Source organism: Streptomyces sp. NPDC030183 (assembly GCF_055573455.1).
Genome location: NZ_JBVIBK010000008.1, coordinates 80,945 through 98,445 on the forward strand (window position 1 = coordinate 80,945; position 17,501 = coordinate 98,445).

Annotated in this window: 27 protein-coding genes; 26 read left to right on the forward strand and 1 reads right to left on the reverse strand. The window is 67.6% G+C overall.

The genetic code is table 11. The features are described from left to right. Positions 1–3: 3 nt before the first annotated feature. The 23 genes from rplP to truA all read left to right on the forward strand — a co-directional run bounded on the left by rplP (position 4) and on the right by truA (position 13,571). Positions 4–423 carry a 50S ribosomal protein L16 gene (gene rplP / locus ACZ4Z2_RS11745; protein ID WP_055710749.1) on the forward strand — a complete coding sequence of 140 codons (420 nt, stop codon included), beginning with the start codon at positions 4–6 and terminating at the stop codon, positions 421–423. Then, on the forward strand, positions 423–647 hold the full coding sequence (rpmC, locus tag ACZ4Z2_RS11750) for a 50S ribosomal protein L29 (RefSeq protein ID WP_007494763.1): 225 nt from the start codon (positions 423–425) through the stop codon (positions 645–647). The genes rplP and rpmC overlap by 1 nt, the downstream gene beginning before the upstream one ends. Continuing rightward, a complete protein-coding gene (rpsQ, locus tag ACZ4Z2_RS11755; protein ID WP_006130775.1) occupies positions 647–934 on the forward strand; it encodes a 30S ribosomal protein S17 in 288 nt (95 codons plus the stop codon). The genes rpmC and rpsQ overlap by 1 nt, the downstream gene beginning before the upstream one ends. 311 nt (positions 935–1,245) lie before the next feature. Then, a complete protein-coding gene (gene rplN / locus ACZ4Z2_RS11760; protein ID WP_003998823.1) occupies positions 1,246–1,614 on the forward strand; it encodes a 50S ribosomal protein L14 in 369 nt (122 codons plus the stop codon). 2 nt (positions 1,615–1,616) lie between these two features. Continuing rightward, positions 1,617–1,940 (forward strand): 50S ribosomal protein L24, encoded by a 324-nt coding sequence (gene rplX / locus ACZ4Z2_RS11765; RefSeq protein ID WP_055517275.1) that lies wholly within the window; start codon positions 1,617–1,619, stop codon positions 1,938–1,940. Next, a complete protein-coding gene (gene rplE / locus ACZ4Z2_RS11770) occupies positions 1,940–2,497 on the forward strand; it encodes a 50S ribosomal protein L5 (RefSeq protein WP_020135807.1) in 558 nt (185 codons plus the stop codon). Before rplX ends, rplE begins: the two co-directional genes overlap by 1 nt. Before the next feature lie 5 nt (positions 2,498–2,502). Then, a complete protein-coding gene (locus ACZ4Z2_RS11775; protein WP_049567381.1) occupies positions 2,503–2,688 on the forward strand; it encodes a type Z 30S ribosomal protein S14 in 186 nt (61 codons plus the stop codon). A 213-nt stretch (positions 2,689–2,901) separates the two neighbouring features. After that, positions 2,902–3,300, forward strand: a complete 399-nt coding sequence (gene rpsH / locus ACZ4Z2_RS11780; protein ID WP_007384075.1) for a 30S ribosomal protein S8 — start codon at positions 2,902–2,904, stop codon at positions 3,298–3,300. A 24-nt stretch (positions 3,301–3,324) separates the two neighbouring features. Then, positions 3,325–3,864: a 50S ribosomal protein L6 gene (gene rplF, locus ACZ4Z2_RS11785; RefSeq protein ID WP_468074821.1), complete on the forward strand. Its 540-nt coding sequence runs from the start codon at positions 3,325–3,327 to the stop codon at positions 3,862–3,864. 3 nt (positions 3,865–3,867) lie between these two features. Further along, the gene (gene rplR / locus ACZ4Z2_RS11790) at positions 3,868–4,251 is read left to right on the forward strand and encodes a 50S ribosomal protein L18 (protein ID WP_159771704.1); all 384 of its coding nucleotides are present in this window, start codon (positions 3,868–3,870) and stop codon (positions 4,249–4,251) included. 36 nt (positions 4,252–4,287) lie between these two features. Beyond that, positions 4,288–4,893, forward strand: a complete 606-nt coding sequence (gene rpsE, locus ACZ4Z2_RS11795; protein WP_058923758.1) for a 30S ribosomal protein S5 — start codon at positions 4,288–4,290, stop codon at positions 4,891–4,893. A gap of 2 nt (positions 4,894–4,895) precedes the next feature. Beyond that, the gene (rpmD, locus tag ACZ4Z2_RS11800; RefSeq protein ID WP_003974250.1) at positions 4,896–5,078 is read left to right on the forward strand and encodes a 50S ribosomal protein L30; all 183 of its coding nucleotides are present in this window, start codon (positions 4,896–4,898) and stop codon (positions 5,076–5,078) included. Positions 5,079–5,080: 2 nt separating this feature from the next. Next, positions 5,081–5,536 (forward strand): 50S ribosomal protein L15, encoded by a 456-nt coding sequence (rplO, locus tag ACZ4Z2_RS11805; protein WP_055517269.1) that lies wholly within the window; start codon positions 5,081–5,083, stop codon positions 5,534–5,536. A gap of 524 nt (positions 5,537–6,060) precedes the next feature. Next, the gene (gene secY / locus ACZ4Z2_RS11810) at positions 6,061–7,374 is read left to right on the forward strand and encodes a preprotein translocase subunit SecY (protein WP_468074823.1); all 1,314 of its coding nucleotides are present in this window, start codon (positions 6,061–6,063) and stop codon (positions 7,372–7,374) included. Next, complete coding sequence (locus ACZ4Z2_RS11815; protein ID WP_468074825.1) at positions 7,374–8,036, forward strand: adenylate kinase; 663 nt, start codon at positions 7,374–7,376, stop codon at positions 8,034–8,036. The genes secY and ACZ4Z2_RS11815 overlap by 1 nt, the downstream gene beginning before the upstream one ends. A gap of 131 nt (positions 8,037–8,167) precedes the next feature. Further along, a complete protein-coding gene (map, locus tag ACZ4Z2_RS11820) occupies positions 8,168–9,004 on the forward strand; it encodes a type I methionyl aminopeptidase (protein ID WP_468074827.1) in 837 nt (278 codons plus the stop codon). 256 nt (positions 9,005–9,260) lie between these two features. Next, entirely contained in the window at positions 9,261–9,482 is a 222-nt protein-coding gene (gene infA / locus ACZ4Z2_RS11825) for a translation initiation factor IF-1 (RefSeq protein WP_003948620.1), read from the forward strand. Between the two features lie 71 nt (positions 9,483–9,553). Beyond that, positions 9,554–9,667, forward strand: a complete 114-nt coding sequence (gene rpmJ / locus ACZ4Z2_RS11830; protein WP_003998809.1) for a 50S ribosomal protein L36 — start codon at positions 9,554–9,556, stop codon at positions 9,665–9,667. A gap of 196 nt (positions 9,668–9,863) precedes the next feature. Further along, positions 9,864–10,244: a 30S ribosomal protein S13 gene (gene rpsM / locus ACZ4Z2_RS11835; RefSeq protein WP_030571236.1), complete on the forward strand. Its 381-nt coding sequence runs from the start codon at positions 9,864–9,866 to the stop codon at positions 10,242–10,244. Between the two features lie 66 nt (positions 10,245–10,310). Next, complete coding sequence (gene rpsK, locus ACZ4Z2_RS11840; RefSeq protein WP_003956432.1) at positions 10,311–10,715, forward strand: 30S ribosomal protein S11; 405 nt, start codon at positions 10,311–10,313, stop codon at positions 10,713–10,715. A 154-nt stretch (positions 10,716–10,869) separates the two neighbouring features. Then, the gene (locus tag ACZ4Z2_RS11845) at positions 10,870–11,892 is read left to right on the forward strand and encodes a DNA-directed RNA polymerase subunit alpha (RefSeq protein ID WP_003966937.1); all 1,023 of its coding nucleotides are present in this window, start codon (positions 10,870–10,872) and stop codon (positions 11,890–11,892) included. Positions 11,893–12,054: 162 nt separating this feature from the next. Continuing rightward, positions 12,055–12,564: a 50S ribosomal protein L17 gene (gene rplQ, locus ACZ4Z2_RS11850; protein WP_468074829.1), complete on the forward strand. Its 510-nt coding sequence runs from the start codon at positions 12,055–12,057 to the stop codon at positions 12,562–12,564. A gap of 143 nt (positions 12,565–12,707) precedes the next feature. Then, positions 12,708–13,571 carry a tRNA pseudouridine(38-40) synthase TruA gene (gene truA / locus ACZ4Z2_RS11855; protein ID WP_468074831.1) on the forward strand — a complete coding sequence of 288 codons (864 nt, stop codon included), beginning with the start codon at positions 12,708–12,710 and terminating at the stop codon, positions 13,569–13,571. A gap of 20 nt (positions 13,572–13,591) precedes the next feature. Here truA and ACZ4Z2_RS11860 read toward each other — a convergent pair whose 3' ends face one another. Next, entirely contained in the window at positions 13,592–14,482 is an 891-nt protein-coding gene (locus ACZ4Z2_RS11860; RefSeq protein WP_468074833.1) for a hypothetical protein, read from the reverse strand. A 367-nt stretch (positions 14,483–14,849) separates the two neighbouring features. Here ACZ4Z2_RS11860 and rplM point away from each other — a divergent pair, with 367 nt between their 5' ends. From rplM to glmM, 3 genes are all read left to right on the forward strand, one after another. Then, positions 14,850–15,293: a 50S ribosomal protein L13 gene (gene rplM, locus ACZ4Z2_RS11865; protein WP_134040861.1), complete on the forward strand. Its 444-nt coding sequence runs from the start codon at positions 14,850–14,852 to the stop codon at positions 15,291–15,293. A 42-nt stretch (positions 15,294–15,335) separates the two neighbouring features. After that, positions 15,336–15,848, forward strand: a complete 513-nt coding sequence (gene rpsI / locus ACZ4Z2_RS11870; RefSeq protein ID WP_055517251.1) for a 30S ribosomal protein S9 — start codon at positions 15,336–15,338, stop codon at positions 15,846–15,848. A 259-nt stretch (positions 15,849–16,107) separates the two neighbouring features. Further along, the gene (glmM, locus tag ACZ4Z2_RS11875) at positions 16,108–17,466 is read left to right on the forward strand and encodes a phosphoglucosamine mutase (RefSeq protein WP_468074836.1); all 1,359 of its coding nucleotides are present in this window, start codon (positions 16,108–16,110) and stop codon (positions 17,464–17,466) included. Positions 17,467–17,501 lie beyond the last annotated feature (35 nt).

A 17,501-nucleotide genomic window follows, 5' to 3' on the forward strand; every position in this document is an offset into this window, starting at 1 on the left:
GACATGCTGATCCCCCGTAGGGTCAAGCACCGCAAGCAGCACCACCCCAAGCGCAACGGCGCTGCCAAGGGTGGCACGCAGGTTGCGTTCGGCGAGTACGGCATCCAGGCGCTCACCCCGGCGTATGTGACGAACCGCCAGATCGAGGCCGCTCGTATCGCCATGACGCGTCACATCAAGCGTGGTGGCAAGGTCTGGATCAACATCTACCCGGACCGTCCCCTCACCAAGAAGCCTGCCGAGACCCGCATGGGTTCCGGTAAGGGTTCTCCGGAGTGGTGGATCGCCAACGTCAAGCCCGGACGCGTGATGTTCGAGCTGTCGTACCCCAACGAGAAGATCGCCCGTGAGGCCCTGACTCGCGCCGCCCACAAGCTGCCGATGAAGTGCCGGATCGTCAAGCGCGAGGCAGGTGAAGCGTGATGTCGGCCGGTACCAAGGCGTCCGAGCTGCGCGAGCTGGGCAACGAGGAGCTTCTGGCGAAGCTCCGCGAGGCCAAGGAAGAGCTGTTCAACCTCCGCTTCCAGGCGGCGACCGGACAGCTCGAGAACCACGGCCGTCTGAAGGCGGTCCGCAAGGACATCGCGCGGATCTACACCCTGATGCGCGAGCGTGAGCTGGGCATCGAAACGGTGGAGAACGCCTGATGAGCGAGAACAACGTGACTGAGACGAACACTGAGGCGCGGGGCTTCCGCAAGACCCGTGAGGGCATCGTCGTCAGCGACAAGATGGACAAGACCGTCGTCGTCGCCGTCGAGGACCGCAAGAAGCACGCCCTGTACGGCAAGGTCATCCGCAGCACGAGCAAGCTCAAGGCGCACGACGAGCAGAACGCCGCCGGCGTCGGCGACCGCGTCCTCCTGATGGAGACCCGGCCGCTGTCCGCCACCAAGCACTGGCGCGTCGTCGAGATCCTCGAGAAGGCGAAGTAACCAAGCGGGGTTCGCCCCGCTGCCCCGCCGGGGGACCGACCCCGGACTCCGGTCCGAGGGGTCGCTCCCGGCGCGGGTTTCGCCAGACCGAACAAAAGACCGCCGCCCGGCGAGCTCCGTGAAACGACTTACGGAGCCGCCGCCGGGAACCCCGGCCGAGGTGCGTGAAGCACTCGCGCTCGTCGCGAGAGCCGCTCCGCCGTCCGGCCGGGCCGGCACGTAATTCCTGCGGGGGTATCCCGGCAGGACGGTTCCGCCAGGCTCTCCGGTTAAACCCCCGGAGGGAACCGGCAGACAATCAGGAGATAGACGTGATCCAGCAGGAGTCGCGACTGCGTGTCGCCGACAACACTGGTGCGAAGGAAATCCTTTGCATCCGTGTGCTCGGTGGCTCCGGTCGCCGCTACGCGGGCATCGGTGACGTCATCGTCGCCACCGTCAAGGACGCGATCCCCGGTGGCAACGTGAAGAAGGGTGACGTCGTCAAGGCGGTCATCGTTCGCACCGTCAAGGAGCGCCGCCGTCCGGACGGCTCGTACATCCGCTTCGACGAGAACGCCGCCGTCATTCTGAAGAACGACGGCGACCCTCGCGGCACCCGTATCTTCGGCCCCGTCGGCCGTGAGCTGCGCGAGAAGAAGTTCATGAAGATCATCTCGCTCGCGCCGGAGGTGCTGTAAGCATGAAGATCAAGAAGGGCGACCTGGTCCAGGTCATCACCGGTAAGGACAAGGGCAAGCAGGGCAAGGTCATCGCGGCCTTCCCCCGCGAGGACCGTGTCCTGGTCGAGGGTGTCAACCGGGTCAAGAAGCACACCAAGGCCGGCCCGACCGCCAAGGGTTCGCAGGCCGGTGGCATCGTCACGACCGAGGCCCCGATTCACGTGAGCAACGTTCAGCTCGTCGTGGAGAAGGACGGCAAGAAGGTCGTCACGCGTGTCGGTTACCGCTTCGACGACGAAGGCAACAAGATCCGCGTTGCCAAGCGGACGGGTGAGGACATCTGATGGCGACCACCACCACTCCGCGTCTGAAGACGAAGTACCGCGAGGAGATCGCGGGCAAGCTGCGTGACGAGTTCAAGTACGAGAACGTCATGCAGATCCCCGGCCTCGTGAAGATCGTGGTCAACATGGGTGTGGGCGACGCCGCCCGCGACTCCAAGCTGATCGAGGGCGCCATCCGCGACCTCACCACGATCACCGGTCAGAAGCCGGCCGTCACCAAGGCCCGCAAGTCCATCGCGCAGTTCAAGCTGCGTGAGGGCCAGCCGATCGGTGCCCACGTCACGCTCCGTGGCGACCGCATGTGGGAGTTCCTGGACCGCACCCTGTCGCTCGCGCTCCCGCGCATCCGCGACTTCCGTGGTCTGTCCCCCAAGCAGTTCGACGGCCGTGGCAACTACACCTTCGGTCTCACGGAGCAGGTCATGTTCCACGAGATCGACCAGGACAAGATCGACCGCACCCGGGGTATGGACATCACCGTGGTGACCACGGCGACCAACGACGCTGAGGGCCGCGCGCTCCTTCGTCACCTCGGCTTCCCCTTCAAGGAGGCGTGAGCGAGATGGCGAAGAAGGCTCTGATCGCGAAGGCTGCCCGTAAGCCGAAGTTCGCCGTGCGCGGCTACACCCGCTGCCAGCGGTGTGGCCGTCCGCACTCCGTGTACCGCAAGTTCGGCCTGTGCCGCGTGTGCCTCCGTGAGATGGCTCACCGTGGCGAGCTGCCGGGCGTGACCAAGAGCTCCTGGTAATCCCGCCTTTTAGGGATTCCGGAAGCTCTCGGTAAGCACTGGGCGTGTCAGGTGCCCTCCCCTCCATGGCTTAGGCTTGGAGGGTTGGGCGCCTGATAGTCGCCCGTACGACTTACTACGCCGTAGGTCCACCGCACCGCACCCGCCTCGTCTCGGATCGAGGAGAGGGATGGGCACCTGGAAACCCCGGCGAGAGAGGCCGAAGGCCAATTCATGACCATGACTGATCCGATCGCAGACATGCTTACGCGTCTGCGGAACGCGAACTCGGCATACCACGACTCCGTGACGATGCCGGCATCGAAGATCAAGTCGCACATCGCGGAGATCCTCCAGCAGGAGGGCTTCATCACGGGCTGGAAGGTCGAGGACGCCGAGGTCGGCAAGAACCTCGTCCTGGAGCTGAAGTTCGGCCCCAACCGTGAGCGCTCCATCGCGGGCATCAAGCGGATCTCCAAGCCCGGTCTCCGGGTGTACGCGAAGTCCACCAACCTGCCGAAGGTGCTCGGCGGCCTCGGCGTGGCGATCATCTCCACGTCCCACGGGCTCCTCACCGACAAGCAGGCCGGCAAGAAGGGCGTGGGTGGGGAAGTCCTCGCCTACGTCTGGTAGCGGAAGGGAACGGAGGAAACAGCTATGTCGCGTATTGGCAAGCTCCCCATCACGGTTCCCGCCGGCGTGGACGTCACCATCGACGGCCAGACGGTCTCGGTCAAGGGCCCCAAGGGCACGCTGACCCACACCGTCGTGTCGCCGATCGAGATCGCCAAGGGTGAGGACGGCGTCCTGAACGTCACCCGCCCCAACGACGAGCGTCAGAGCAAGGCCCTGCACGGCCTGTCCCGCACGCTGGTGGCGAACATGATCACCGGCGTGACCCAGGGTTACGTGAAGAAGCTCGAGATCAGCGGTGTCGGTTACCGCGTCACCGCCAAGGGTTCGAACCTCGAGTTCGCTCTCGGCTACAGCCACCCGATCACCGTCGAGGCGCCCGAGGGCATCACCTTCAAGGTGGAGACCCCGACCCGCTTCCAGGTCGAGGGCATCGACAAGCAGAAGGTCGGCGAGGTTGCGGCCAACATCCGCAAGCTGCGCAAGCCCGACCCGTACAAGGCCAAGGGCGTCAAGTACGAGGGCGAAGTCATCCGCCGCAAGGTCGGAAAGGCGGGTAAGTAAGCCATGGCATACGGCACGAAGATCGCTAAGGGCGACGCTTACAAGCGTGCTGCCATCAAGCGGCGCCACATCCGTATCCGTAAGAAGGTCAACGGTACGGCTGAGCGTCCCCGCCTGGTCGTGACCCGCTCGAACCGCCACATCGTGGCCCAGGTGATCGACGACCTCAAGGGTCACACCCTTGCGTCGGCCTCCACCCTGGACGCGTCCATCCGTGGTGGCGACGACGACAAGTCGGCGCAGGCCGGCAAGGTCGGCGCCCTGGTCGCCGAGCGTGCCAAGGCCGCTGGTGTCGAGGCCGTCGTGTTCGACCGTGGTGGTAACCGGTACGCGGGTCGCATCGCGGCCCTGGCCGACGCCGCCCGCGAAGCCGGGCTCAAGTTCTGAGCCGCTTGTAGCTAGCGGAAAGAGAGAGGTAATCCAATGGCTGGACCCCAGCGCCGCGGAAGCGGTGCCGGTGGCGGCGAGCGGCGGGACCGGAAGGGCCGTGACGGCGGCGCTGCTGCCGCCGAGAAGACCGCGTACGTTGAGCGCGTCGTCGCGATCAACCGCGTCGCCAAGGTTGTGAAGGGTGGTCGTCGCTTCAGCTTCACCGCGCTGGTCGTGGTGGGCGACGGTGACGGCACCGTGGGTGTCGGTTACGGCAAGGCCAAGGAGGTGCCGGCCGCCATCGCCAAGGGTGTTGAGGAGGCCAAGAAGCACTTCTTCAAGGTCCCCCGTATCCAGGGCACCATCCCGCACCCCATCCAGGGTGAGAAGGCTGCCGGCGTCGTGCTGCTGAAGCCCGCGTCCCCCGGTACCGGTGTTATCGCCGGTGGTCCGGTGCGTGCCGTGCTCGAGTGCGCCGGTATCCACGACGTGCTGTCGAAGTCGCTCGGCTCCGACAACGCGATCAACATCGTGCACGCGACCGTGGAGGCCCTGAAGGGCCTGCAGCGTCCCGAGGAGATCGCGGCCCGCCGTGGTCTGCCCCTGGAGGACGTCGCCCCCGCGGCTCTGCTCCGTGCGCGTGCCGGGGCGGGTGTGTGATCATGGCGCAGCTCAAGATCACGCAGGTCAAGTCCTACATCGGCAGCAAGCAGAACCACCGTGACACCCTGCGCTCCCTTGGTCTCAAGGGCATCAACACGCAGGTCGTCAAGGAGGACCGCCCCGAGTTCCGCGGCATGGTGCACACCGTCCGCCACCTCGTGACGGTCGAGGAGGTCGACTGATCATGGCGGAGAACAACCCGCTCAAGATCCACAACCTCCGTCCCGCCCCGGGTGCCAAGACCGCCAAGACCCGTGTCGGTCGTGGTGAGGCCTCGAAGGGTAAGACGGCCGGTCGTGGTACCAAGGGCACCAAGGCCCGCTACCAGGTTCCGGAGCGCTTCGAGGGTGGCCAGATGCCCCTCCACATGCGTCTCCCGAAGCTGAAGGGCTTCAAGAACCCGTTCAAGACCGAGTTCCAGGTCGTGAACCTCGACAAGCTGGCCGCGCTCTACCCCGAGGGTGGCGAGGTCACCGTCGAGGGTCTGGTGGCCAAGGGTGCCGTTCGCAAGAACAGCCTCGTCAAGGTCCTCGGCCAGGGCGAGATCTCCGTGGCGCTGCAGGTGACGGTCGACGCCGTCTCCGGCTCCGCCAAGGAGAAGATCACCGCCGCCGGCGGCAGCGTCACCGAGCTCATCTGAGCCCGGGCGGCCGCGCCGCGCAGCACGTACGAAGGCCGGGTGGTTCCCCTCAGGGGGAGCCGCTCGGCCTTCGGCGTTCACTTGGCGCGAAATGGCGGCTGCCCCCGGCCCGGTCCCGCCCCCGGGGGAACTCGGGCGGCAGGGGAATCGTCGTACACCGTGGTGACTGTGCGGTGGCTGTCCGCGCGATGTGTACGGAGTCCCGCGCACCTTGTGTGCCGGTTCGCCCCGTTCGCCGTCGCGACCGACGACGGGGGGAGGGGCTCGGCGGATGATCCCGTTCGGCGTAGTGGACTCGAACGCGTGACGGGATCCGGTGAACGGCGGGCGATCGCGAATTGCTCGCCGCGCAAGCGAACTTCACCTGGCTGCACAGGCACTGTTAGAGTCCGTGAGGTCCACCTGTGCCCGCGCGAGGAAAGCCGTTCGGTGTCGGGGTGGTAGAAAACATCGTTCGGCCCACCGGGGCCCTGTTGTAACGACTAGTCCCTACCGCGCGCGTCGCGGAGGTCGCAGGAGGAACCGTGCTCACCGCGTTCGCCCGGGCGTTCAAGACGCCCGACCTGCGCAAGAAGCTGCTCTTCACGCTCGGCATCATCGTGATCTACCGGATCGGTACGCACATCCCGATCCCCGGCGTCGACTACAGCGCGGTCCAGTTCTGCGTGGACGCCGCGAAGACGAACTCGGGCCTCTTCGGCCTGGTCAACATGTTCAGCGGTGGTGCGCTGCTGCAGATCACGATCTTCGCGCTCGGCATCATGCCGTACATCACGGCGAGCATCATTCTGCAGCTGCTGACCGTGGTGATCCCGCGCCTCGAAGCCCTCAAGAAGGAGGGCCAGGCCGGTACCGCGAAGATCACGCAGTACACGCGTTACCTGACCGTGGCGCTGGCGATCCTCCAGGGCACCGGCCTGGTCGCCACGGCCCGGAGCGGCTCGCTCTTCCCGACCTGCACGCAGGCCAGCCAGATCGTGCCGGACCGGTCGATCTACACCACCGTCGTCATGGTCATCACCATGACCGCCGGCACGGCGCTCGTCATGTGGCTGGGTGAGCTGATCACCGACCGCGGCATCGGCAACGGCATGTCGATCCTGATGTTCATCTCGATCGCCGCCACCTTCCCGTCCGCGCTGTGGGCCATCAAGGAGCAGGGCGACCTGGCCGACGGCTGGATCGAGTTCGGCACCGTCATCGCCGTGGGCCTGGTCATGGTCGCGCTCGTGGTCTTCGTCGAGCAGGCCCAGCGCCGCATCCCGGTCCAGTACGCGAAGCGCATGATCGGCCGCCGGTCCTACGGCGGTACCTCGACGTACATCCCGCTGAAGGTGAACCAGGCGGGTGTGATCCCCGTCATCTTCGCGTCGTCGCTGCTCTACATCCCGGCGCTGATCGTCCAGTTCTCCAACTCGACGGCCGGGTGGGCCGCCTGGGTCACCGAGAACCTGGCGGACACCGCGGCTCCGGTGCACATCGCGATCTACTTCCTGCTGATCGTCTTCTTCGCCTTCTTCTACGTGGCCATCTCGTTCAACCCCGAGGAAGTCGCGGACAACATGAAGAAGTATGGTGGCTTCATCCCGGGCATCCGGGCTGGCCGACCGACCGCTGAGTACCTCTCCTACGTGCTCAACCGGATCACCTGGCCGGGTTCGCTGTACTTGGGTCTGATCGCTCTCGTGCCGACAATGGCGTTGGCCGGTTTCGAGGCAAACCAGAACTTCCCGTTCGGCGGTACCAGCATCCTCATCATCGTGGGTGTGGGTCTGGAGACGGTGAAGCAGATCGAGAGCCAGCTCCAGCAGCGCAATTACGAAGGGTTCCTCCGCTGATGCGAATCGTCCTCGTCGGGCCGCCGGGTGCGGGCAAGGGAACGCAGGCCGCGTTCCTCGCCGAGAACCTGTCCATCCCGCACATCTCCACGGGCGACCTGTTCCGGGCCAACATCAGCAAGCAGACGGAGCTCGGCAAACTCGCGAAGTCCTACATGGACAAGGGCGAACTGGTGCCGGACGAGGTCACCATCGCGATGGCCAAGGACCGCATGGAGCAGCCGGACGCCGTGAACGGCTTCCTGCTCGACGGCTTCCCGCGCAACGTCTCGCAGGCCGAGGCGCTGGACGTGACGCTCCAGGAAGAGTCCATGACCCTGGACGCGGTGCTGGACCTGGAGGTCCCCGAGGACGAGGTCGTCAAGCGGATCGCCGGCCGCCGCATCTGCCGGAACGACTCCGCGCACGTCTTCCACGTCACGTACAAGCAGCCCCAGCGGGACGGCGTGTGCGACGTCTGCGGCGGCGAGCTCTACCAGCGCGACGACGACTCCGAGGAGACCGTCCGCAAGCGCCTGGAGGTCTACCACACCCAGACCGAGCCGATCATCGACTACTACAAGGCCCAGGGCCTCGTGGTGACGATCTCGGCGCTCGGCAAGGTGGACGAGGTCACCCAGCGCGCGATGGACGCACTGAAGCGCGAGGACGACGGCCAGTAGCCGTCAGCGGTACATCGGCCGCGGTGCCCGGGAAGGGCGCCGCGGCCGTACTGTTGTGTAGGCAGCCCGGCACCACGAGCCGGGGCACGGTAGACGCCCGCAGGCGGAGAAGACGGAGAGCGCAGGACCCCATGGTGCAGATCAAGAGCCCCGAGCAGATCGCCAAGATGCGCGAGGCGGGGCTGGTCGTCGCCGCCATCCACGCGGCCACCCGTGAGGCGGCCGTGCCGGGCGCCTCCACGAAGGACCTCGACGACGTGGCCCGCAAGGTGCTGGCGGAGCACGGCGCGAAGTCGAACTTCCTCGGGTACGGCGGCTTCCCCGCGACCATCTGCACGTCGGTCAACGAGGTCGTCGTGCACGGCATCCCGAGCGACGACGTCGTCCTGAAGGACGGCGACATCATCTCCATCGACTGCGGCGCCATCGTCGACGGCTGGCACGGCGACGCCGCGTACACGGCGTTCGTCGGCTCCGGGCACGCTCCCGAGCTGATCGAGCTGTCGCGGGTCACCGAGGAGTCCATGTGGGCCGGGATCGCCGCGATGAGGCTGGGCAACCGGCTCGTCGACATCTCCCGCGCCATCGAGACCTACATCCGCCGGCAGCCCAAGCCGGGCGGCGGCAAGTACGGGATCGTCGAGGACTACGGCGGCCACGGCATCGGCACCGAGATGCACATGGACCCGCACCTGCTGAACTACGTCGAGCGGCGGCGCGGCAAGGGGCCGAAGCTGGTGCCCGGCTTCTGTCTGGCGATCGAGCCGATGGTGTCCCTGGGCACGCCGCGGACGGAGGTCCTGTCGGACGACTGGACCGTGGTGACGACGGACGGCACGTGGTCCTCGCACTGGGAGCACTCGGTGGCCCTCACCGAGCAGGGCCCGCTGGTGCTGACGGCGCCCGACGGCGGCAAGGCGAAGCTGGCGGAGCACGGGATCACCGCGGCGCCCGACCCGCTGGGCTGAGACAAGCCCGCTGGGCTGAGACAAGCCCCGGCACCCGCGGTCCCGGCGTCAAGCGTCATGCGCCCCCTCGACCGGCCTCCGGCCCGGCAGAGGGGGCGCTGCCGTGGCGGAATAAGGATCATCCGGAGTGGGCAGTCATACCGAATTCGTGTTTCTGGTGGCGCTGACGTAGACTGACTCGTCGGCTCTCGTGTGCCCGTGTGTCCTCATGCGGTCGCGGAGAGTCGATCAAGGTAGTCGATTCGAAGGGCGAAGCGTGGCCAAGAAGCAAGGTGCCATCGAGATCGAGGGCACTGTCGTCGAGTCTCTGCCGAACGCCATGTTCAAGGTCGAGCTCCAGAACGGCCACCAGGTCCTGGCACACATCAGCGGCAAGATGCGTATGCACTACATCCGCATCCTCCCTGACGACCGGGTCGTGGTGGAGCTGTCTCCGTACGACCTGACGCGTGGCCGGATCGTCTACCGCTACAAGTAGATCTTGCCCGCACTCCGTGCCCCGGTCCGCCGGGTCGCGGGTGATGGCACTGACCCGGAGAACCTCACCCAATGAAGGTCAAGCCGAGCGTCAAGAAGATCTGCGACAAGTGCAGGGTGATCCGCCGTCACGGTCGGGTCATGGTCATCTGCGAGAACCCGCGCCACAAGCAGCGCCAGGGCTGACGCACGTTCGACCGCTCCCTCTGCATCGATATCGCAGGGATTCGCGCGACGCGAGCTGAATATGTTCATACGCAGGGCCCAGGCGCCGAAGGTGCCTGACACCCCCGGTCGGAGGCCGGGGACCCGGTTCGTACCTGGTACGGCGGCCGGGAGCCGGTTCTGCGGAAGACCTCCGAAGATCACCAGGAGCCATTGAATGGCACGCGTTTCCGGTGTTGACATCCCGCGCGACAAGCGCGTGGAGGTCGCCCTCACCTACGTGTTCGGCATCGGCCGGACCCTCTCCCAGCAGACGCTGGCCGAGACCGGTATCGACCCGAACACCCGCGTTCGCGACCTCTCCGAGGAGCAGCTCGTCGCGATTCGTGAGTACGTCGACAACAACATCAAGACCGAGGGTGACCTCCGTCGCGAGATCCAGGCCGACATCCGCCGCAAGGTCGAGATCGGTTGCTACCAGGGTCTCCGTCACCGTCGCGGTCTGCCTGTCCGCGGTCAGCGCACCAGCACCAACGCTCGCACCCGCAAGGGCCCGCGTCGCGCCATCGCCGGTAAGAAGAAGCCGGGCAAGAAGTAGTCCACAGCGGACTTCGCCGTCCAGCGGTCTTCGCTGTAGGACCGACCACCTCCCGTAGGAGTACAGATGCCCCCCAAGGGTCGTCAGGGCGCTGCCAAGAAGGTGCGCCGCAAGGAAAAGAAGAACGTCGCTCACGGCCACGCGCACATCAAGAGCACGTTCAACAACACGATCGTCTCGATCACGGACCCCTCGGGCAACGTGATCTCCTGGGCCTCCGCCGGCCACGTCGGCTTCAAGGGCTCCCGGAAGTCCACGCCGTTCGCCGCGCAGATGGCCGCCGAGTCGGCCGCCCGTCGCGCGCAGGAGCACGGCATGCGCAAGGTCGACGTGTTCGTCAAGGGCCCGGGCTCGGGTCGTGAGACGGCCATCCGTTCGCTTCAGGCGACCGGTCTCGAGGTCGGCTCCATCCAGGACGTCACGCCCACCCCGCACAACGGCTGCCGTCCCCCGAAGCGTCGTCGCGTCTGACCTCGGTCGGCCGCTTCGCGGTTCTCGGTTCCGGGCGGTACGACCCTTCGGGGGCGTATCGCCCGTACCCTTGCAGTACCCACGCTTTTCACGGGCGTGGTTTCCGTCGGGCGTCAAATAGCGGGCGTCCACGACAGAAGGATCTGATCCACACATGCTGATCGCTCAGCGTCCCTCGTTGACCGAAGAGGTCGTCGACGAGTTCCGCTCCCGGTTCGTGATCGAGCCGCTGGAGCCGGGCTTCGGTTACACCCTCGGCAACTCCCTCCGCCGTACGCTCCTGTCGTCGATCCCGGGTGCGGCGGTCACGTCCATCCGTATCGACGGTGTCCTGCACGAGTTCACCACCGTGCCGGGCGTCAAGGAGGACGTCACCGACCTGATCCTCAACATCAAGCAGCTGGTCGTCTCCTCGGAGCACGACGAGCCGGTCGTGATGTACCTGCGCAAGCAGGGCCCGGGTCTGGTCACCGCCGCCGACATCGCGCCCCCGGCCGGTGTCGAGGTGCACAACCCCGACCTGGTCCTCGCCACGCTCAACGGCAAGGGCAAGCTGGAGATGGAGCTGACGGTCGAGCGTGGCCGCGGTTATGTCTCCGCCGTGCAGAACAAGCAGGTCGGCCAGGAGATCGGCCGTATCCCGGTCGACTCCATCTACTCGCCGGTGCTCAAGGTCACGTACAAGGTCGAGGCGACCCGTGTCGAGCAGCGCACCGACTTCGACAAGCTGATCGTCGACGTCGAGACCAAGCAGGCCATGCGTCCCCGTGACGCCATGGCGTCCGCCGGTAAGACCCTGGTGGAGCTGTTCGGTCTGGCGCGCGAGCTCAACATCGACGCCGAGGGCATCGACATGGGTCCGTCCCCGACGGACGCCGCCCTCGCCGCCGACCTGGCGCTGCCGATCGAGGAGCTCGAGCTCACCGTTCGGTCGTACAACTGCCTCAAGCGCGAGGGCATCCACTCCGTGGGTGAGCTCGTGGCTCGTTCCGAGGCCGACCTGCTCGACATCCGCAACTTCGGTGCGAAGTCGATCGACGAGGTCAAGGCGAAGCTGGCCGGCATGGGCCTGGCCCTGAAGGACAGCCCGCCCGGATTCGACCCGACCGCCGCGGCGGACGCCTTCGGCGCCGACGACGACGCGGACGCCGGGTTCGTGGAGACCGAGCAGTACTAAGAGCTCGGGTTCGACTGCAGGATCTTGACTGCGGGCCGTGTGTGGCTGGTCGCGCAGTTCCCCGCGCCCCTGACGGGGCGCGGGTCTCCGACGGGCATCCGCCCGCTCGGATACTGACTCCGGTACCTGATACGGCCGGGGCAGACACCTAGGAGAAACACCATGCCGAAGCCCACCAAGGGTGCCCGTCTGGGCGGCAGCGCCGCGCACGAGAAGCTGCTCCTCGCGAACCTCGCGAAGTCGCTCTTCGAGCACGGCCGCATCACCACCACCGAGGCGAAGGCCCGCCGTCTGCGGCCGTACGCCGAGCGTCTGGTCACCAAGGCGAAGAAGGGCGACCTTCACAACCGCCGCCAGGTGCTCTCGGTCATCACGGACAAGAGCGTCGTGCACACGCTCTTCACCGAGATCGGCCCGCGGTACGAGAACCGCCCGGGTGGCTACACCCGTATCACCAAGATCGGTAACCGTCGTGGCGACAACGCGCCCATGGCTGTCATCGAGCTGGTCGAGGCGCTGACGGTCGCGCAGCAGGCCACCGGTGAGGCCGAGGCCGCCACCAAGCGTGCCGCCAAGGACGCGGACGCGGCTGCCGCCGAGACCAAGGTGGACACCACCAAGGCCGACGACGCCGCCGCGGACGAGGCTGCCGAGGAGTCCAAGGACGCGTAAGCGTTCTGCCGGGAGCTGTGTGTCGGCGGCTGCGGGTTCGTAGTGGCTTGTCGCGCGGTTCCCCACGCCCCTTGATCGGCGTCGAAGTGGGCCCGTTCCCTACAGGAGCGGGCCCGCTTTCGTGTTCCTGAGAGGATCTCTGTGTGAGTGACGATGTGGCACCCGGGTTCGTGCGGGTGCGTCTTGATCTTTCGTACGACGGGACCGGGTTCTCCGGGTGGGCCAAGCAGGCCGCGGGGCGGCGGACCGTGCAGGGGGAGATCGAGGACGCGCTGCGGACCGTGACGCGGTCGGCGACGACGTATGAGCTGACCGTGGCGGGGCGGACCGACGCCGGGGTGCACGCCCGGGGGCAGGTGGCCCATGTCGACCTGCCGCGGGAGGTGTGGGACGAGCACCACGGGAAGCTGCTCAAGCGGCTCGCAGGGCGGCTGTCGCGGGACGTACGGGTGTGGGCGCTCCGGGAGGCGCCCAGCGGCTTCGACGCGCGGTTCTCGGCCGTCTGGCGGCGGTACGCCTACCGCGTCACCGACAACCCCGGCGGCGTCGATCCGCTGCTGCGCAACCACGTGCTGTGGCACGACTGGCCGCTGGACGTGGACGCCATGAACGAGGCCGCGCGGGGGCTGCTGGGCGAGCACGACTTCGCGGCCTACTGCAAGCGGCGCGAGGGGGCGACCACCATCCGCACGCTCCAGGAGCTGAGCCTGGTGCGGGGCGACGACGGGATCATCACGGCGACCGTGCGGGCCGATGCCTTCTGCCACAACATGGTGCGGTCGCTGATCGGCGCGCTGCTCTTCGTGGGGGACGGGCACCGGGGGGCCGACTGGCCGGGGAAGGTGCTGGCCGCGGGTGTGCGGGACTCCGCCGTGCACGTCGTACGGCCGCACGGGCTGACCCTGGAGGAGGTCGGCTACCCCGCCGACGATCTGCTGGCCGCGCGGAACAAGGAGGCGCGGAACCGGCGGACCCTGCCGGGCGCGCCCGGGGGCGGCTGCTGCTGACCCCGGGCGGCCGGTCGCGGCTACTGCGCGTTGGCCGCGGCGGCCGCCTGGGCTTCGCCCCGGCGGCGGATCTGCTCGAAGGTCGCCTGGGCGAGCTGGTCGCCGGCGGTGTAGACGGAGGTGTCCTTCTCCGTGACGTCCTTGCCGGTGGTGAAGCCGGAGAGCGTGAAGTAGGCGTAGCGGCCGTAGGAGTTGACGGTCGTACGGCAGATCGCCGAACTGCAGAAGACGGGGACGCCCTCGCCGGAGAGGGAGACGATGGTGCTCTTCTTGTCCCAGGCCGTCTTCACCTTGGTCGCCTGGGCCTCCGTGTCGAACAGGGCGACGCCGATCGTGGTCGCCACCTTTTCCCGGTGGTACGTCACGCGCATGAAGCGGGTGCAGTCGTTGCTGTTCAGGAGCTTGCCGAGGGTGCCCCGGACGGCCGAGGCGCAGTCCTTCGCGGAGGCGGTGGGGCCCTTGCGGTAGACGACGTCGTCGGCCCGCGTCAGCTGGGACCCCGGGAAGAGGATGTCCGGGCTGATCGGCGCCCTGTCCTTGCCCGAGCTGGAGATGAACTCCTTCGGGTCCAGCGGCGGCGGCGCGGTGGTGGGCTCGAACGAGGGGTCCGTCTTCGTGCTCGCGCTGGGGATGCCCCCGGTGCCCGGCTGATCGCCCGGCTGGTTCGCCGTGCTGTTCGTGCCCCCGCCGCTGTCGGTGTTCACGACGGCGACGGCCACGGCGGCGCCGATCCCGACGGTGGCTATGGCGCCGCCGACGATCATCAGCAGTCTGCGGCGCTTGTTGCGCGTCTCGGACTGCTCGGCCAGTGCCGCCCAGTCCGGGGTCTGGTTGGAGGAACCCCACTGATCGCCCCACGGATTGTGGGAACCCCCGGGGCTCCACTGAGACCCCCCCTGCCCAAAGCTCATGGGGCGCATTTTAGACGGGGGACAGGGGCGGATGGTCAGTGTCCAGAGGCAGTTGAGCCCCTAGCGTGATCTGGCGGGCGGGGGCAAACTGTCGCCAACCGGGGGTGGTCGGGACGATCGTCCTCACGACCGGGGTGGGCCGACCGCCGGAGCCGTTTTGACCCGTCCGGGGCCGCACGGCTATTCTTCAGGTTCGTTATGTGTATTGGCTTGCTCATTCTCACGTGAGACGCCCTTACACCGGTCCACCGGGCCGATGACCAGCGACCAGCACGCGGTTTGCGTCACCGCTGTGCGGTCAGGGCTGTCGTGATCGTCTTCGGTGACCTTGTCAGGAACCTCACTGAAGAAGCGAAGGCTACGAACCGTGCGTACGTACAGCCCCAAGCCCGGCGATGTGACGCGTCAGTGGCACGTCATCGACGCTCAGGACGTTGTCCTGGGTCGTCTCGCCACCACCGCCGCGACCCTGCTTCGCGGCAAGCACAAGCCGATCTACGCGCCCCACGTCGACGCTGGTGACTTCGTCATCATCATCAACGCGGACAAGGTGCACCTGTCCGGCAACAAGCGGACCCAGAAGATGGCCTACCGCCACTCCGGTTACCCGGGTGGTCTGCGCTCCGTCCGTTACGACGAGCTGCTGGCGAAGAACCCCGAGAAGGCCGTCGAGAAGGCCGTCAAGGGCATGCTTCCCAAGAACTCCCTGGGCCGTCAGATGCTCTCCAAGCTGAAGGTCTACTCGGGCGACCAGCACCCGCACGCTGCCCAGCAGCCGGTGCCGTTCGAGATCACCCAGGTCGCGCAGTAAGTCCGGCCGCCCCCTAAGCCTGAAGAGAATCTGAGGAGAATCGTGGCCGAGACCACTGCCGAGCAGCCGCTCGAAGAGCTTGACATCGACAGCTACACCACGGAGTCGGACGTCCCCGTCGAGGGCGAGTACACCACCGAGTCCATGGCCTCCCGCTTCGGCGAGCCCCAGCCGGCCGCCGGCCTGGGCCGCCGCAAGAACGCCATCGCGCGCGTCCGCATCGTGCCGGGCACCGGCAAGTGGAAGATCAACGGGCGGACGCTCGAGGACTACTTCCCGAACAAGGTGCACCAGCAGGAGGTCAACGAGCCGTTCAAGGTTCTTGAGCTCGAGGGCCGCTACGACGTCATCGCCCGTATCGCCGGTGGCGGCGTCTCCGGCCAGGCCGGTGCGCTCCGTCTCGGTGTCGCCCGCGCCCTGAACGAGGCCGACGTCGACAACAACCGTGGCGCCCTCAAGAAGGCCGGCTTCCTCCGCCGCGACGACCGTGCGGTCGAGCGCAAGAAGGCCGGTCTGAAGAAGGCCCGCAAGGCTCCGCAGTACAGCAAGCGCTAAACACCGCTCCGCTGCACCGCACGCAACGCCCCGGTGGCACGTACCTGTGCCGCCGGGGCGGTTTGCGTAGCAGGGCCGCTTGTTTCCCGCACGACTACACGCACACTGCCGGTACAACCCCGAACGGGGGAGGACAGTCTCAGGGGATGTACTTGGTCCGGGCAGTGCCGGGACACTCGGGGGACAACCGGTGGGGGACGCCCGGTACGGGACCACCGGGTACGAGCCGCACATTCTCAGCAATTCGGAGGACACCACAGTGGGACGACTCTTCGGCACGGACGGCGTGCGCGGTGTCGCCAACGCGGATCTGACGGCCGAGCTCGCGCTCGGACTCTCCGTCGCGGCGGCACACGTACTCGCCGAGGCGGGCACCTTCGAAGGCCACAAGCCGGTGGCGGTGGTCGGACGGGATCCGCGAGCGTCCGGGGAGTTCCTGGAGGCGGCCGTGGTGGCCGGCCTCGCCAGTGCGGGCGTCGACGTGCTGCGCGTCGGTGTGCTGCCCACCCCCGCGGTGGCGTTCCTCACCGGCGAGCTGGGCGCCGACCTCGGCGTGATGCTCTCCGCCAGCCACAACGCCATGCCCGACAACGGCATCAAGTTCTTCGCCCGCGGCGGGCACAAGCTCGCCGACGAGCTGGAGGACAAGATCGAGGCCGTGTACGAGGAGCACCGGACCGGTGCGCCCTGGGACCGGCCGACCGGCGCGGGCGTCGGGCGGATCCGCTCCTACGACGAAGGGTTCGGGCGGTACGTCGAGCATCTGCTGTCCGTGCTGCCGAACCGGCTGGAGGGGCTGAAGATCGTCCTCGACGAGGCGCACGGCGCGGCCGCCGGGGTCTCCCCGGAGGCGTTCACCCGGGCCGGGGCCGAGGTCGTCACCATCGGGGCCGAGCCGGACGGGCTCAACATCAACGACGGGTGCGGGTCCACGCACCTCGGGAAGCTGCGTGCCGCCGTCGTCGAGCACGGGGCGCACCTCGGCATCGCGCACGACGGCGACGCCGACCGGTGCCTCGCCGTGGACCACGAGGGCAACGAGGTCGACGGGGACCAGATCCTCGCCGTGCTCGCCCTCGACATGCGGGAGCGGGGGGCGCTCCGCTCGGACACCGTCGTCGCCACCGTCATGTCCAACCTCGGCTTCAAGCTGGCGCTGGAGCGGGAGGGGCTGCGGCTCGTCCAGACGGCGGTCGGGGACCGGTATGTGCTGGAGGAGATGAAGGAGCACGGGTACGCCCTCGGCGGCGAGCAGTCCGGGCACGTCATCGTCCTGGACCACGCGACCACCGGCGACGGCACGCTGACCGGGCTGCTGCTGGCGGCGCGGATCGCGCGGACCGGGCGCACGCTCAAGGACCTCGCGGGGGTCATGGAGCGGCTGCCGCAGGTGCTCATCAATGTGCCGGACGTGGACCGCACGCGGGTGGGGACGTCCGCGGAGCTGGCCGCCGCGGTGGCCGACGCGGAGCGGGAGCTGGGGTCCACCGGGCGGGTGCTGCTGCGGCCGTCGGGGACCGAGCCGCTGGTGCGGGTGATGGTGGAGGCGGCGGATATCGAGCAGGCTCGGTCCGTCGCCGGGCGGTTGGCCGACGCGGTGAAGTCGGCGCTCGGGTAGGGCGTCGGTTCCGGGTTCGGGGTGCCGGGTTCTGT